12 protein-coding genes are annotated in these 15756 nt (G+C 67.0%); 7 read left to right on the top strand and 5 right to left on the bottom strand.

Annotated features, from left to right (window positions below):
* Positions 1–58: 58 nt before the first annotated feature.
* Entirely contained in the window at positions 59–1447 is a 1389-nt protein-coding gene (locus ACN9MV_RS02355) for a chloride channel protein (protein WP_426391195.1), read from the top strand.
* Between the two features lie 18 nt (positions 1448–1465).
* Entirely contained in the window at positions 1466–4588 is a 3123-nt protein-coding gene (uvrA, locus tag ACN9MV_RS02350; RefSeq protein ID WP_426391193.1) for an excinuclease ABC subunit UvrA, read from the top strand.
* A 36-nt stretch (positions 4589–4624) separates the two neighbouring features.
* On the opposite strand, the gene ACN9MV_RS02345 is transcribed toward uvrA, so the two are convergent.
* From ACN9MV_RS02345 to ACN9MV_RS02325, 5 genes are all read right to left on the bottom strand, one after another.
* A complete protein-coding gene (locus tag ACN9MV_RS02345) occupies positions 4625–5113 on the bottom strand; it encodes a type II toxin-antitoxin system VapC family toxin (RefSeq protein WP_426391192.1) in 489 nt (162 codons plus the stop codon).
* Complete coding sequence (locus tag ACN9MV_RS02340; RefSeq protein ID WP_426391191.1) at positions 5110–5880, bottom strand: hypothetical protein; 771 nt, start codon at positions 5878–5880, stop codon at positions 5110–5112. Before ACN9MV_RS02340 ends, ACN9MV_RS02345 begins: the two co-directional genes overlap by 4 nt.
* Before the next feature lie 143 nt (positions 5881–6023).
* The gene (locus tag ACN9MV_RS02335; RefSeq protein WP_093053825.1) at positions 6024–6779 is read right to left on the bottom strand and encodes a GntR family transcriptional regulator; all 756 of its coding nucleotides are present in this window, start codon (positions 6777–6779) and stop codon (positions 6024–6026) included.
* Positions 6776–8545, bottom strand: coding sequence for a glycerol-3-phosphate dehydrogenase/oxidase (locus ACN9MV_RS02330; protein ID WP_426391190.1), 1770 nt, complete (start codon positions 8543–8545; stop codon positions 6776–6778). The genes ACN9MV_RS02335 and ACN9MV_RS02330 overlap by 4 nt, the downstream gene beginning before the upstream one ends.
* The gene (locus tag ACN9MV_RS02325; protein WP_426391189.1) at positions 8542–10029 is read right to left on the bottom strand and encodes an FGGY family carbohydrate kinase; all 1488 of its coding nucleotides are present in this window, start codon (positions 10027–10029) and stop codon (positions 8542–8544) included. The genes ACN9MV_RS02330 and ACN9MV_RS02325 overlap by 4 nt, the downstream gene beginning before the upstream one ends.
* A gap of 181 nt (positions 10030–10210) precedes the next feature.
* Between ACN9MV_RS02325 and ACN9MV_RS02320 the strand changes: the two genes are divergently transcribed.
* The 5 genes from ACN9MV_RS02320 to ACN9MV_RS02300 are packed head-to-tail and all read left to right on the top strand — an operon-like array spanning position 10211 to position 15698.
* Positions 10211–11257, top strand: a complete 1047-nt coding sequence (locus ACN9MV_RS02320) for a substrate-binding domain-containing protein (RefSeq protein ID WP_093076861.1) — start codon at positions 10211–10213, stop codon at positions 11255–11257.
* Positions 11254–12777 carry a sugar ABC transporter ATP-binding protein gene (locus ACN9MV_RS02315; protein WP_426391188.1) on the top strand — a complete coding sequence of 508 codons (1524 nt, stop codon included), beginning with the start codon at positions 11254–11256 and terminating at the stop codon, positions 12775–12777. The genes ACN9MV_RS02320 and ACN9MV_RS02315 overlap by 4 nt, the downstream gene beginning before the upstream one ends.
* A complete protein-coding gene (locus ACN9MV_RS02310) occupies positions 12774–13808 on the top strand; it encodes an ABC transporter permease (RefSeq protein WP_426391187.1) in 1035 nt (344 codons plus the stop codon). The genes ACN9MV_RS02315 and ACN9MV_RS02310 overlap by 4 nt, the downstream gene beginning before the upstream one ends.
* A gap of 11 nt (positions 13809–13819) precedes the next feature.
* Positions 13820–14800 carry an aldo/keto reductase gene (locus tag ACN9MV_RS02305; RefSeq protein WP_426393138.1) on the top strand — a complete coding sequence of 327 codons (981 nt, stop codon included), beginning with the start codon at positions 13820–13822 and terminating at the stop codon, positions 14798–14800.
* A 46-nt stretch (positions 14801–14846) separates the two neighbouring features.
* Positions 14847–15698: a class I fructose-bisphosphate aldolase gene (locus ACN9MV_RS02300; RefSeq protein ID WP_093076858.1), complete on the top strand. Its 852-nt coding sequence runs from the start codon at positions 14847–14849 to the stop codon at positions 15696–15698.
* Positions 15699–15756 lie beyond the last annotated feature (58 nt).

The raw sequence follows: 15756 nt of genomic DNA, 5'->3' as shown, positions 1-15756 counted from the left end.
GATTGTGCCCCAAGGCGATCGGCCGCACTCCCGCCAAGTGCCAGAATGGACTTCTACGATGAACCGCGAACCAGACTTTTTCGAGCATCTGCGCGCCGAGCTGTCGAACGGCCGCGTCTGGCTCGACCGGGCGATCGTGCTGGGCTACGCCATCGCGGCCGGGCTGTTCGTGGTGGGCTTCACGCTGGCCAGCGACTGGGTCTTTGGCGAATTCCACCGCTTCTACGCCGCCTGGCCCCGGGCGGTGCTGCTGACGACACCGCTGCTCACGGCCGGCATCGTCTGGTTCACATTGCGCTTCTTCCCCGGCGCGGGCGGTTCGGGCATTCCGCAGATCAAGGCGGCCCTGAATCCGGCCCTGCCCGAGGAACGGCGCTTCGTTTTTGCCTCGCTGCGGCTCACGGTCGCCAAGATCGGGCTGGGCGCGGCGGGCTTCGCGGCCGGCCTTTCGATCGGGCGCGAGGGGCCTTCGGTCCAGGTGGCGGCGGGGGTGATGCAGCATGCGCGCCGCTGGCTCTCGCCCAACACCACCATCGATGGGCGGGCGCTGCTGGTTGCCGGGGGTGCAGCGGGCATCGCGGCAGCCTTCAATGCGCCGCTGGCGGGCGTGGTCTTCGCCATCGAGGAGCTGTCGGGCCGGCTCGAGGCACGCTCCAGCGGCCTGATCATCACGGCCATCGTGCTGGCGGGCCTGGTGGCGGTGTCGGCCTTCGGCAATACCAGCTACTTCGGCGTGATCCGTGTACCCCGGCTGGGCTGGGACGTGCTCGGACCCGGCCTGCTGGTCACCCTGCTGAGCGGCGCGGCCGGCGGGCTGTTCGCGCGGCTGCTGATCGCCTCGCTCACGGGCGCGGCGGGGCGCTTCAACCGCTGGCGGGCGCGCTTTCCGGTGCGGTTCGCGGCCTGCGGCGGGCTGGCCGTGGCCGTCATCGGGCTGGCGACGGGCGGCGTCACCTTCGGCGCGGGCTCCGAGGCGGTCAAGCAGATGCTGCAGGGCCACGACGAGCTCACGCCGCTCTACACCGTGCTCAAGTTCATCGCCACCTGGCTCACGGCCTGGTGCGGCGTGCCGGGCGGCATCTTCGCGCCGTCGCTGTCGATCGGCGCGGGCATCGGCGACGCGGTGGCCCGGCTGGCCAGCAGCGACCAGGGGCCGGCGCTCATCGCCATGGGCATGGCCGGCTTCCTGGCGGCGGTGACGCAGGCACCACTCACCGCCTTCATCATCGTCATGGAGATGGTCGACGGCCACTCGATGGTGCTGAGCCTGATGGCCGCGGCCATGCTGGCCAGCCTGGTCTCGCGGATGATCAGCCGCCCGCTGTACGACACGCTGGCCGAGCACATGGTTGGCCGGGCCATAAGCAGTACGGGCAGTACGGGCAGCGGGGGCAGCACCGGGCCGGTGCATCCGCCCAGGCCTGCAGAGCCCGGCCACTCGCCATGAAATGCGCGGCGGTCTATCATGTCCGGTTGCCCTCGGACGATCGCCCCCTTGAATTCAATATCCACTGAAGACACCGCAGCCGACGCCGAAAGCGCACGCGATGCGGAGCGCGAACGCGCCACCTACCTCGGCGCGGTGCTCGCGCAACAGCGCATCAGCATCCGCGGCGCGCGCACCCACAACCTGAAGAACGTCGATCTCGACATCCCGCGCAACAAGCTGGTGGTGATCACCGGCCTGTCGGGCTCGGGCAAGTCGAGCCTGGCCTTCGACACGCTGTATGCCGAAGGGCAGCGGCGCTACGTCGAGAGCCTGTCGGCCTATGCGCGGCAGTTCCTGCAGCTCATGGACAAGCCCGACGTCGACGTGATCGAGGGCCTGTCGCCCGCCATCAGCATCGAGCAGAAGGCCACCAGCCACAACCCGCGCTCGACCGTGGGCACCGTGACCGAGATCCACGACTACCTGCGCCTGCTGTACGCCCGCGCCGGCACGCCCTACTGCCCCGACCACCACCTGCCATTGCAAGCGCAGACGGTCTCGCAGATGGTCGATGCCACGCTGGCATTGCCCGGCGAGCCGCGCCTGATGATCCTGGCACCCGTGGCGCGTGAGAAGAAGGGCGAGTTCCTCGAACTCTTCGCCGAGATGCAGGCGGCCGGCTACGTGCGCTTTCGCGTGGACGGGCAGACCTACGAATACAACGACCTGCCCAAGCTCAAGAAGACCGAGAAGCACGACATCGACGTGGTCATCGACCGCCTGCGCGCGCGCGCCGATATGCAGCAGCGGCTGGCCGAGAGCTTCGAGGCCGCGCTGCGCCTGGCCGAAGGCCGCGCCATTGCGCTCGAGCTGGGCGCCGAGGGTGCGGCTGATAAAGAGCACCTGTTCAACGCCAAGTTTGCCTGCCCGATCTGCCACTACTCGCTGTCGGAGCTGGAGCCGCGCCTCTTCTCGTTCAACTCGCCCGTGGGCGCCTGCCCCAGCTGCGACGGCCTCGGCCACCGCGAGGTGTTCGACCCGGCGCGCGTGGTGGCCTTTCCTTCGCTGTCGCTGGCCAGCGGCGCCATCAAGGGCTGGGACCGCCGCAACGGCTATTACTTCAGCATGATCGAGAGCGTCGCGAAGCACTACAAGTTCGACGTCGACGCGCCCTTCGAATCGCTGCCGGCCTCGGTGCAGCAAGTGCTGCTGCACGGTTCAGCCGCCGAGGAGATCAAGTTCAACTACACCATGGAGTCGGGCAACTTCGCGGGCAAGAAGCTCACGAAGAAGCATCCCTTCGAGGGGATCATCCCGAACATGGCGCGGCGCTACCGCGAGACCGATTCGGTGATGGTGCGCGAAGACCTCGCGCGCTTTCGCAACCTGCAGCCCTGCCCCGATTGCGGTGGCTCGCGCCTTCGCCCCGAAGCGCGCAACGTGTTCCTGGTCGACGAATCGAACCGCCCGGCCGACGGCGGCGAACCGCCGCGCATGGCGATCTTCGAGCTCAGCCGCCTCACGCTGCGCGATTCGCTCGCGTGGTTCCATACGCTCAAGCTGCGCGGGGCCAAAGCCGACATCGCCGACAAGGTGGTGCGCGAGATCGGCCTGCGCCTGAAATTCCTGAACGACGTGGGCCTGAACTACCTGAGCCTGGACCGCAGCGCCGAGACGCTCTCGGGGGGCGAGGCGCAGCGCATCCGGCTCGCGTCGCAGATCGGCTCGGGCCTCACAGGCGTGATGTACGTGCTCGACGAGCCCAGCATCGGCCTGCACCAGCGCGACAACGACCGGCTCATCGGCACGCTGAAGCATCTGCGCGACATCGGCAACAGCGTGATCGTGGTCGAGCACGACGAGGACATGATCCACGCCGCCGACCACGTGATCGACATGGGCCCCGGCGCGGGCGTGCACGGCGGGCGCGTGATGGCGCAGGGCACGTATGCCGAGGTTTCATCCAACCCCGACTCGCTCACCGGCCAGTACCTGTCGGGCACGCGCAAGATCGAAGTGCCGAAGCACCGCACCGCGTGGCTGCCCGTGGTGAGCAAGCCTGCGTTCAACGAAGGCAAGAAGGCCTCGCGCTTTCCGCCGAGCCCCGCGGCCGAACGCCGCGCCGCACGCGAGGCTGCTCACCTGGCCACGCAGACCGACCTGCAGGAAATTCGCGTCGTCGGCGCCACCGGCAACAACCTGAAGAACGTGAGCGTCGCCTTCCCGGTCGGCCTGCTGACCTGCGTGACGGGCGTCTCGGGCTCGGGCAAGTCGACGCTGGTGAACGACACGCTCTACACGGCAGTGGCGCGCACGCTGTACCGCGCGCACGAAGAACCGGCTGCGCACGAATCGGTCGAGGGCATCGAGTACTTCGACAAGGTCATCAATGTCGACCAGAGCCCCATCGGCCGCACGCCGCGCAGCAACCCGGCCACCTACACGGGCCTGTTCACGCCCATCCGCGAGCTGATGGCCGAGACCAACACCGCGCGCGAGCGCGGCTACGGCCCGGGCCGCTTCAGCTTCAATGTGGCGGGGGGGCGCTGCGAGGCCTGCCAGGGCGACGGCGTGGTGAAGGTCGAGATGCACTTCCTGCCCGACGTGTACGTGCCCTGCGAGGTCTGCCACGGCCAACGCTACAACCGCGAGACGCTCGAGGTTTTGTACAAGGGCAAGAACATCGCGCAGATCCTCGAGATGACGGTCGAGACCGCGCACGAGTTCCTGAAGGCCGTGCCGACCATCGAGCGCAAGCTGCGCACCCTGCTCGACGTGGGCCTGAGCTACATCAAGCTCGGCCAGTCGGCCACCACGCTGTCGGGCGGCGAGGCGCAGCGCGTGAAGCTGGCGCTGGAGCTCAGCAAGCGCGACACCGGCCGCACGCTCTACATCCTCGACGAGCCGACCACCGGCCTGCACTTCGCCGACATCGAGCTGCTGCTGAAGGTGCTGCACCAGCTGCGCGACGCGGGCAACACCATCGTCGTGATCGAGCACAACCTCGACGTCATCAAGACGGCCGACTGGCTGATCGACATGGGCCCTGAAGGTGGCGCGGGCGGCGGCATGGTGGTGGGCGAAGGCACGCCGGAAGACATCGCGGCGAACGAGGCGAGCCACACGGGGCGGTATCTGAAGCGGCTGCTGACAAACTGATTGAACGATGATTGAGCACTGACGCTCAATCACGACTCAAACGCTAAGGTCGCCCAGGAGTCCTCGTTGGCCATTGTCAAACCAGGCGGAGTCGAAGCCGTCGGCCAACAAGATCGGCTTCACGACGCTGGTACCAGCGTCGTTCAGTCTGCGTAGGTACTTCACCAAAGTTTGAGCATCCTCTGTGAGGATATGCGTCAACGATTCGCAGATTGCCTGGGCGATCAGCTTGATGTCGTCCTTGACGGCACTTCGATCATCGTTGCCATCTCTCTTGAGATCGCGCATCAGCAACCCTGCGGTCATGGCGTGGTCGATGTTGAAAGGGAGCACTTCGAAATTGCGCAAGGGCAAATCGGTCACTGCTTGCTTAACCTGGAATTCCGAAGCCGCAATTGCCGATAGATACAGCGGTACGCCGCGCTTCAGGGCTTCTCGAAGATAGCTGACCGCAGCTTGATGATGAGCACGCGTCGGATCGGCTAGCGAGATCAGGTAGCTCGTGTCGAGCAGAATCGCGCTCACTCCTTGCTTCCCCGAAGCTCGTCGATCCAAGCACCCGCATCAGGCACATCGCGCCATGCCTTGGCCCCGCGTTGAGTCAAACGATCCAGGTCTTTTTCATCGAGCCGGCTCTCGTGCTCGACGAACTCCAAGAGCTTGGCGCCTCGATACTCGCGTGTCATGACGTTGTATTCCGCAACGATCCGGATCATCGCTGGCTTGTAGAGACGATTGACTTTTTCATCTCGCAGCATTTCACGGGCTGCATCAACCAGCAATGCCTTGCCGTCCGGCAGACGAATGTGGGCGTTGGGCTTTGCATGGCCACCCATGTCTTCGATTTCACCGCGCACATAGCGCTCGACACGTACCCACTGGTCCGCATCGTCGGCCCTGAAGTCGGATTCGGCACTGATCACGATGGCAGCGGGCAGAAAATCCGCTGCAATACTCACGCGCCATCGACGACCGCCGCGCGCGCCTTTTTGCCAGCGCTCGATCACAGCGCGTCGCTTCAAGCCGACGCCATCCATCTCTTGACCGTTGGCGAGCTTTCGCAGATCGTTCAGCAAGACAGGATTGGCCGTAGGCGCCGTGCGAATGGCCAGCGATCCTTTTTCGATAGAAATATCGAGCGCGTTGGTATCGACGTCGTTGCCGTCGCCGCGAAGAAATTCATCCACGTCCCGGGTAAAGCTGCGCAGCACGGACAGGGGCACTCGGTCGGGCGAGATTTCATATCCAGCCGACTCATCGTGCAAAGCTATCAGCAACTCTTGGGCTTCCATCGGTTCATTCTAGGGGTCGAAGCAATTTCCTTGTAGGGGGCCGTCCAAGGCGCATGCGGCCAATCGAGGCACGAATACGCAGGCACCATCAGTTGTTCGCCCTCCCAGGCCTCGCGCAACGCCGCGAAGAGCTGAGTACCACCTCAGGTCGTCGTCTGCACGTGCAGGCGGCTGGTCTTGCAGCGGTGGAGCGCGCGGTAGTGTTCCAGCGGCCGGCCATTGGCACCGTAGGCGATCGATTCGATGCGCAGCAGCGGCTCGGGCTGCGGCAGGTTGAGCAGCTGGCAGGTCTCGGCGTCTGGCAGCACCGCATCGATCCAGCGTTCGGCGCGCACCAGGCGCAGGCCGTACTGGCGGCGCAGCACGTCGTACAGCGAGCGGTCGTCCAGGCGCGTGCGGTGCAGGCCCGGCGCAAGGTCGGCGGGCACCACGGTTTCGACCAGCAGGCGCAGCTCGCCGTCCACGCTGCGCAGGCGCTTCAGCGCGACCACCTGCGTGTCGTCACTCAACCCAAGTGACGCGGCTTCCTGCTCGGTGGGCGCGCGCAGTTCCTGCGTGAGGATCTGCGTGCGAACCGAGCGGCCCTTGCGCTCCATCTCGTCGGAAAAGCCGAGCACGGTCGAGACGAAATCCTCGTCGCGCTCGCGTGCCGACACGAATGCGCCGCGGCCCTTGATCTTGTAGATGAGGTTGTTGCGCACCAGGTCGGCCAGCGCCTCGCGCACCACGATGCGCGAGATGCCGAACTGCTCGCCGAGCTCGGCTTCGGACGGCAGCTTGGCGCCGATGGGCAGCGCGCCCTGCAGGATCTGCAGTCGAAGCGCATCGCGGAACTGGGCCCACAGGGGCGACTCGGAGTCGCGGTCGAGCACGGTCGAAGTTTCGGTCGAAGAGTTCACGTTGAGGGCTGGCCCAAGGCCTGAGGAGTCATCAATGATGCATCGAAAGACGGCTGCGCATCGGCCACCACCGGCGAAAGCCGCACGCCGTGGCGCTCGCGCAGGGCGGCGGAGCAGGCTTGCAGTTCGTGGTGTGCCTGCGCTGCGTCCCAGCCGAGCGCTTCGGCTGCAATGCCAGCCATCTCGGCCAGCGCAGCATCGGTGACGAGCCCGCGAATCGCCAGCAGCGTGCGGCGGATCACGAGGTCGTCGAGATGGACCACGCCGGTTTCGAGGCAGAGGTACGAGAGTTCGGCGACGGAGTAGTCGGGCGCGTGCTGCAGCGGCACGTCGCCCGAGGCACCGAGGCGCTGCGCCAGCGGCAGCGCCTTCGATCCATAACGGCGCAGCAGCACCTGTGCGCGCGTGCGGCCCAGGCCGGAGGTGGCAACCATGCGATCGACGAAGCGCTCCGTCGCCTGTGCATCGGCAGGCAGCTCCGCACCGCCGCCGATGGGCAGCAGTTCGGTCGATGCGGTGCGCGGGCGGCCCAGCTGCTGCAGCACTTCGTTGGTGGCTTCTTCAGCAAGTGCGCGAAAGGTCGTCCATTTGCCGCCGACGAGGCCGACGATGGGAATGTCGCGCGTCGCATTGGGCGGGTCGAGCACCACCGAATGGTCACGCGAGATCTGCCCCGGCTTGTCGGCGTCGGAGCGTGCGAGCGGCCGCACGCCGACATAGGTGTAGACCACGTCGCCGCGCCCGAAGGAGAGGTTAGGGAACACCTCGGCCAGCACGTCGAGCAGGTAGTCGACCTCTTCGGGCTCCGTGCCGATCTGGTCGGGGTCGTCCACCGGAATGTCGGTGGAGCCCACCAGCACGCGGTCGAGAAAGGGATAGACGATGCACACGCGCCCGTCCACCGCCTCGAAGTAGGCCATGCGGCCTTCGAGCGCATCGCGCAGCGCGGGGTGGTCGAGCACGAGGTGCGAGCCCTTCGTGCCCATCACACGCGAGCCCGCGCCGCCGAGCACGGCCGTGCTTCGGTCGAGCCACGCACCGCTGGCATTCACCACGGTGTCGGCCGTCACGCGCACCAGCGCGCCGGTGATCTCGTCGCGCAGCGTGAGGATGTTGCCCGCGCAGCCCATCACGCGGCAGTAGTTGGCGGCGGCCGAGCGCGGCTGGTCGCGGCAGGCGTCGCCGATCAATTCGAGGATGAGCCACTCGGGGTGGCTGATCCATGCGTCGAAGAAGGTGGCGGTCCAGCGCACCGCGGCGCGGAACAGGCTGCGGTCGTTCTGCGGCACGCGGCTGATGCGGTGGTTGGGCATCACGCGCTGGCGGCGGCCCAGCAGGTCGTACAGGCGCAGGCCCGCCGCCACGGCCAGCAAGCCGCGCGTGCGCTGCGGCGGCGTGCGGCCGAAGAACTTGAGCGCGCTGCTCATGAGGCCGCCGAAGAAGCTCGACAGCGGCACCACCGTCTTCAGCGGCTGCACCAGGTGCGGCGCGTTGCGCAGCAGCAGGTTGCGCTCGCGCGTGGCTTCGGCCACCAGCGAGAAGCTACCGTTCTCCAGGTAGCGCAGGCCGCCGTGGATCATGCGCGAGGGCGCGCTGCTGGCACCCGCGCTGAAGTCGCCCTTGTCGACGATGAGGCAGTCGACGCGCTGCAGGCACAGGTCGCGGAACACGCCGACGCCGTTGATGCCGGCGCCGACGATCACTGTCGAGAAATGACGATCCGCCAGCGAAGCCGGACGCACGAAAGGCAGTTGCCAGGCGCTCATTTCGCAGCTCCCGACAGATGGGAAAACACAGGAGACATGGTGTCGATCAGTTCGTTGAAGCCGGCGTTGAAATCGGCATGGGCGCGTGCCTCGGCGGCATCGGGTTCGACCGTGTCGCAGGGCGCGAGCAAGGCGCTGCCTTGTTCGGCGTGGTCGATGCCTTGCGACATGGCGGCGTAGATGGCTGCGCCGCGCGCGCCGGTTTCGTCGTCGGCGCAGCGTTCGACCGGATGAGCCAGGAAGCCGGCGAGCAGGCGCACGAGGCGCGTGTCGCTCGCACCGCCGCCGAGCACGGTCGATGCGGACACGGGCAGGCCGCAGGCTGCAAGGCGCGCGGTGTGCCGCGCGTGCAGCGCGGCGACCGAATCGACCACCGCGCGCGCCATGTCGCCGCGCGTGTGGTGGCTCTTGAGCCCGACGAAGCCCGCCGTCACGCCGCCACCGCCGTTGACGAAGGGCAGGAAGCGCAGGCCGCCCGCACCCAGCGGCACCGACATCGCCAGGTCGACGACAGCGCGCGAATCGGGCAGCCCCAGCACGCCAGCCAGCCATGCGATGTTGGCCATCGACGACGGACTGTTCTCCATGTAGAGCCGCTTGTCCTCGCGGCCGAAGTTCACGACGGCGGCAACGTCGGGCTTGGGCTCGATCACCGGCCCGATCACCGCGTTCACGCACCAGGTGCCGAAGACCGACACGGCACGGGCGCGCCCTTCCGCGCAGATCGCGGTCATCGAGGCGAGCAGGTCGATGGCGCCCATCGCCACGGGGATGCCGGCGGGCAGGCCGCACAGCGCGGCTTCGGAGGGCCGCAGCTTGCCGGCGACCTCGCCGCTCGGCACCAGCGGCCCGAAGACGTGCGGCCCGAGGTCCGCGATGCCCGATGCATCGAAGGCCGCCTGCGACCACGTGCCCGTTGCGATCGACACCAGCCCGGCAGTGCTTGCATCGCTGGCATCGGTCGCGATCTCGCCTGTCAGCAGAAAGCCGAGATAGTCCTTCGCGAACAGCAGCCGGCGCACCGCGCCGCGCTGCACGGCATCGGTGCCCAGCAGCTCGGCCGCGATCACGGTGGGCTGCCCCGGCCACGGCCTGCAGCCGACATCCGCGAACAGAGCGTCGCCATGGCCCAGTGAGAGCGAACGTGCACGCGCATCGGCGCGCTGGTCGGTCGACGCCACGGCCCGCCCGCCCACGAGTTCGTTGCGCGCATCGAGCGCATAGAGCCCCGCGCCGTGGCCCGTGCAGCCGATGGCGCAGACCTCCGCCACGCGGGCGCCGAGCTGGTGGGCGACGTCGCGCAGCACGTGGGTCAAGGCCGCGCGGATCGCCGTCGCGGCCACTTCGCATCCCCCTCCAGGCAGCCGGTCGTGCGGCAGTGGCATTCGGGACAAGGCGATGGAGCGGCCGCTCCCGGCTTCGAGGGCCAGGGCTTTCAGGCTGCTCGACCCCATGTCGATGCCGATCAGTATGTTTGGCTTCATGTCATAACAGCTTCGGCGGAATAAAAGCGCGTTGCCAGTAGCGTTTCCCCTAGTTATCCCGTCAAACGGGCAGCGCGTACATTCTAGCCTGTCATAACAACTGTCGTGACGCAGAGGATCAAAGCGCTGCCCTGAAAAGCAGCATTGCAAGCTGAGCCCACCCAACGTGAGGAGACAAAAAATGAGGCGTAATTTCCTGAAGTCCGCCGCGGCAGCCGGCATCGGCCTGGCCGGCGCCAGCGCATTCGCGCAGCAGCAGGCCGCGGCACCCGCCGCGGGCGGCGGACTGCGCGGCAACCCCAGCGACGTCTACGTGATGAACGTGATGGTGTCGGGGGTCGAGTACTGGTTTCCGGTCTACGAAATGATGAAGCAGCTCGGCCGCACGCTGGGCGTTCGCACCCGCTACACCGGCACGCCGGAGTACGACGTGAACAAGCAGCTCGCGTCCTTCGAGCAGGAGCTGGCGCGCAAGCCTGCCGGCATCCTGCTGCACCCGATGAACCCCGACCCGTTCATCGAGCCCATCAATCGCGCGGCGGCGATGGGCATCCCGGTCGTCACCTTCGCGGCCGACTCGCCGAACTCCAAGCGCACCTCTTTCATCACGTCCGACAACGACCGCGAAGGCACGCAGGCCGCCGACGCCATCGCCGCATCGCTGGGCGGCAAGGGCGAATACGCCGTGCTGGAGAACCCGGGCCAGGACAACCACGACCGCCGCATCGCCGCCTTCGTGAACCGCATGAAGGCCAAGCACCCGGGCATGAAGCTGGTCGGCCGCGCCGCCAGCAACCAGGACCCGAACAAGGCCTACCAGGCGGTGCTGAGCCTGGCGCAAGCCAACCCGAACCTGGGTGCCCTCTTCATGCCCGAGGCCAACTCGGCGCTCGGCGCGGCGCAGGCCAAGGTCGAGACCAAGAAGAACATCAAGGTGATGTGCTGCGACGTGAACGCCAAGATCCTCGACATGATCAAGTCGGGCGACGTGTTCGGCGCCATCAACCCGAACCAGGGCATGCAGGGCTACATGGGCATGATGATGCTGTTCCTTGCGAAGAACCCGACACTCATCGACCCGATGAACGACGCCAAGCGCAACGGCACCAACCCGATGGCCGTGCCCTTCCTGGACAACGGGCTCGCGGTGGTCAGCAAGGCCAACGCCGACGACTTCTACTGGGACAAGTACCTCGCTCGCCGCGGCACCAAGGGAATCGGCGAGTGAACGCAGTGAGCGCATTGCTCGAACTGAAGGGGATCAGCAAGCGCTTCGGCGCTTCGCGTGCTCTCTCGGGCGTGGACTTCTCGCTGCACCGCGGCGAGATCCACGCCCTTTGCGGCGAGAACGGCGCGGGCAAGTCCACGCTGATGAACATCATCGACGGCATCCACCAGCCCGACGAAGGCACGATCTCGCTCGACGGCCAGCAGGTGGTCATCGACGGCCCGGCGCACGCCATGCGCCTGGGCATCGGCCTGGTGCACCAGGAGATCGCCCTGTGCGGCGACGCCACCGTGGCCGAGAACATCTTCATGCCGGAGATCAACGCCGGCAAAACAGCGTGGATGAACTACGCGAGCCTCAACGAGCGCGCCGCCAAGGTGCTGCAGCGGCTGGGGCAGGACATCGATCCTTCCGCGCTGGTGAAGGACCTGAGCATTTCCACGCAGCAGCTCATCGAGATCGCCAAGGCGCTCACGCTGAACTGCAAGGTGCTGATCCTCGACGAACCGACGGCCGCGCTGACCGACAACGAATCGGCAGCTCTCTTCAGGGTGCTGCACGACCTCAAGGCGCAGGGCATCGGCATCATCTACATCAGCCACCGCATGGCCGAGATCTTTGCGCACGGCGACCGCGTCACCGTGCTGCGCGACGGACGCGACGTGCACAGCGGCCCGCTCGCCGAGCTGAACGCCGACGACCTGGTGCGCCGCATGGTCGGGCGCGACCTGGGCAACTACTACCCGCCGAAGCAGGAAGAGCCTGCATCGGACGAACACGTGCTCGAAGTGAGCGACATCGCCGACGGCGAACGCGTGCACGGCGTGTCCTTCACGCTGAAGCGCGGCGAGATCCTCGGCATTGCGGGCCTGATGGGCGCCGGTCGCAGCGAGCTCGCCGAAACCGTGTGCGGCCTGCGCCCCGCGCGGCGCGGCACCGTGCGCCTGCGCGGCAAGCAGCTCACGATCCGCAAGTACAGCGACGCATTGCGCGAAGGCATCGCCTACCTCAGCGAAGACCGCAAGGCGGCCGGTGTGTACCTCGACCTGCCCATTGCGCAGAACATCGCATCGATGGCGCTGAAGCGCGTCAGCTCGCGCTTCGGCCTGCTTCAACGCTCGGCCGAACACAGGCTGGCCGTGGAGCTCGGCACCAAGCTCAAGCTGAAATCCGACGGGGTCGACATCGACGTGGCGAGCCTGTCGGGCGGCAACCAGCAGAAGGTGGCCATCGCCAAGCTGCTGGCCACCAACCCCTCGGTGCTGCTGATGGACGAGCCCACGCGCGGCGTGGACGTGGGCGCCAAGTCGGAGATCCATCACATCCTGCGCGAGCTGGCCAACCAGGGCGTGGGCGTGATCGTGATCTCTTCGGAGCTGCCCGAGATCATCGGGCTGTGCGACCGCGCGCTGGTGATACGCGACGGCCGGCTGGCCGGTGAAGTGCAAGACAACGAAATGACGGAAGAGGCGCTGCTGCGGCTGGCCTCCGGACTTTGCGAAGAGGAAACGACAGCATGAACTACCCGGCACAACTCGATGCGGGGGCCGCCCCAGGCCTCCAGCCGCGACCACAGACTGGAGGAGGAGGCCCCGTGAAACCCGCCAGCAAACTCGGCAGCATGCGCGAAATGGGCTTGCTGCTCATCATCGCGGCGCTGTGCGTGGGCATGAGCTTCGCGTCGCCCTACTTCCTCACGTGGGACAACGTGCGCGCGATGCTGCTGTCGTTCTCCATCGAGGGCATCGTGGTGGTGGGCATGACGATCCTGCTGATCGTCGGCGGTATCGACCTGTCGGTGGGCTCCGTCGTGTGCTTCGCGATGGTGGTCACGGGCAAGCTCTTCCTCATGGGCTTCGACCCGTGGACGGCGGGGCTGGTGGCCATCGGCGCAAGCGCGCTGATCGGCGCGATGATCGGCGGCTGCGTCACGCGCATCGGCCTGAACCACTTCATCGCCTCGCTGGCCTTCATGGTGATCGTGCGCGGCCTGTGCCTGGCGCTCACGCAGGGCACGCCGCAGTCGCTGTTCTCGCTGCCTGCCGAGTTCAAGTTCATCGGCCAGGGCACGCTCTTCGGCATTCCGGCCGTGATCCTGATCTTCCTGGCGATCGTGGTGGCGAGCGACTTCGTGCTGCGCCGCTCGACCCTGCTGCGCCGTGTGTTCTACACGGGCAGCAACGAGAAGGCCGCGCTGTACTCGGGCATTCGCGTGGGCAACGTGAAGTTCTGGGTCACGGTGCTGTGCTCTGCCTCCGCGGGTCTTGCCGGCGTGATCTACACGGCCCGCTTCGGCGCCGCCACGCCCACCTTCGGCATGGGCATGGAGCTCAACGTGATCGCCGCCGCGGTGATCGGCGGTGCCAGCCTCAAGGGCGGCTCGGGCACGGTGCTGGGCGCTGTGCTGGGCCTGGCGCTGCTGTCGGTGGTGACCAGCTCGCTGATCCTGCTCGACGTGTCGCCTTACTGGCAGGACGTGATCAAGGGCCTCATCCTGCTCGCGGCCGTGACCATCGACCACCTCATGAACACGAGAAAGGCCAAGCGATGAACAACGCATCGATGAAGAAGACCACGCTCGGCCCCTCGGGCATCGAATGCTCGGCCATCGGCCTGGGCACCTGGGCCATGGGCGGCTGGATGTGGGGCGGCGGGGACAACGCCGCCGCCGTGCTGGCCATACAGGCTTCGCTAGACGCGGGCGTGAACCTGATCGACACCGCGCCGGCCTACGGCCTCGGGCGCTCCGAGAGCATCGTCGGCACCGCGCTCAAAGGCCGCCGCCACGAAGCCGTGATCGCCACCAAGTGCGGGCTGGTGTGGCACACGCAAAAGGGAACGCACTTCTTTGAAGAAGACGGCCACCCGGTGTACCGCTACCTCGGACGCGAGTCGATCATCCACGAGGCGGAAGAAAGCCTGAAGCGCCTGCAGACCGACTACATCGACCTCTACATCACGCACTGGCAGGACAGCACCACGCCGGTCGAGGAGACGATGAGCACGCTGCTCGAACTCAAGAAGCAGGGAAAGATCCGCGCCATCGGTGTGAGCAACGTGAGCCCCGAGACGCTCGCCGAGTACCTGCGCTATGGCCCGGTCGACGCGGCGCAGGAGCGCTACAGCCTGATCGACCGCGAGATCGAGCAGACGCTGGTGCCGCTGTGCAGCGAGAACAACGTGGCGGTGCTGGGCTACTCGTCGCTGGCGCTCGGCCTGCTCGCCGGCCCCATCGACCCCGAGCGCAAGTTCAACGGCGACGACCAGCGCGCGAGCAACCCGCGCTTCAGCGCCGGGAACCGCGGAAAGCTCAAGGCCTTCTTCGAGGAGATCGAACCGCTACGCAAGCAGCTCGAATGCTCGTTCGGCCAACTGATGATCGCGTGGACGCTGGCACGCGGCAGCATCTCGGTGGCGCTGTGCGGCGCACGCGTCAGCAAGCAGGCCATCGAGAACGCGGGCGCCGGCTCGGTGTACCTGCGCGACGACGCGCTGCAGCTCATCGACACGGCGGCCAGCAGGCATCTGCTCGCGCTGGCCTGACTCACCTTTTCTGTCCCACAACCAAACAAGCAAGGATTTCTTTCGTATGTCGAAGGACAAGACCGCACGCCTGAACCGGCTGCTGAACAACGGGCGCTGCCTGGACATCGCGCTCGACCATGGCGTGTGCAACGAGCCCTCGTTCCTCAACGGGCTCGAGGATATGCCGGCGGTGATCGACAAGCTGGTCGCCGCCGGCCCCGACGCCATCCAGCTCAACTACGGCCAGGCCGACCTGCTGCAGGACCGCCCCGGCCGTGACAAGCCCGCGCTGGTGCAGCGCATCGACATGGGCAACCCCTACAACGCCACCGCGCACCGCGTGATGTGGGCCGTGCTGCAGAACGAGCATGACCCGGTGCTGCCGGCCGTGCAACGCGACGCCGCCTGCGTGGTCGTCAACCTGTTCATGCTGCCGGACGAACCCGACCTGTTCCGCCAGTGCGTGCAGAACATCGCGCGCGTGCGCGCCGACTGCGACCGCTACGGCATGCCGCTGATGATCGAGCCGCTGGTGATGCAGTCGCCCACGCCCGGCAGCCGCTACATGGTCGACGGCGACGCCGAGAAGATCGTCACGCTGGTGCGCCTGGCGCGCGAGATGGGCGCCGACATCGTCAAGGCCGACCCGACCAGCGACCCGGCCGACTTCCACCGCGTGGTACAGGCCGCGCGCTGCCCCGTGCTCGTGCGCGGCGGCGGGCGCGAAGACCTGCAGCAGGTGTTCGCACGCTCGCGCGTGCTGATGGACGAAGGCGCCGTCGGCATGGTGTACGGGCGCAATGTGTACCAGCACGCCAATCCGTCGGCGGTGGTCGATGCGCTGATGGCCATGATCCACCGCGGCGCGAGCGCCAAGGAGGCGTGGGACATCTATGAATCGGGCGGCGTGAGATGAGCTGACGCCACCCGATCAAGGAGAGAGCGAGAGAGGGAAGAAGAGGAAGCAAAGGCTG

This window comes from Variovorax sp. R-27 (genome assembly GCF_049913215.1).
GTDB lineage: Bacteria > Pseudomonadota > Gammaproteobacteria > Burkholderiales > Burkholderiaceae_C > Variovorax.
The sequence above is the reverse complement of the archived record's forward strand: the minus strand, read 5'-3'. Positions and strand labels throughout refer to the sequence as shown.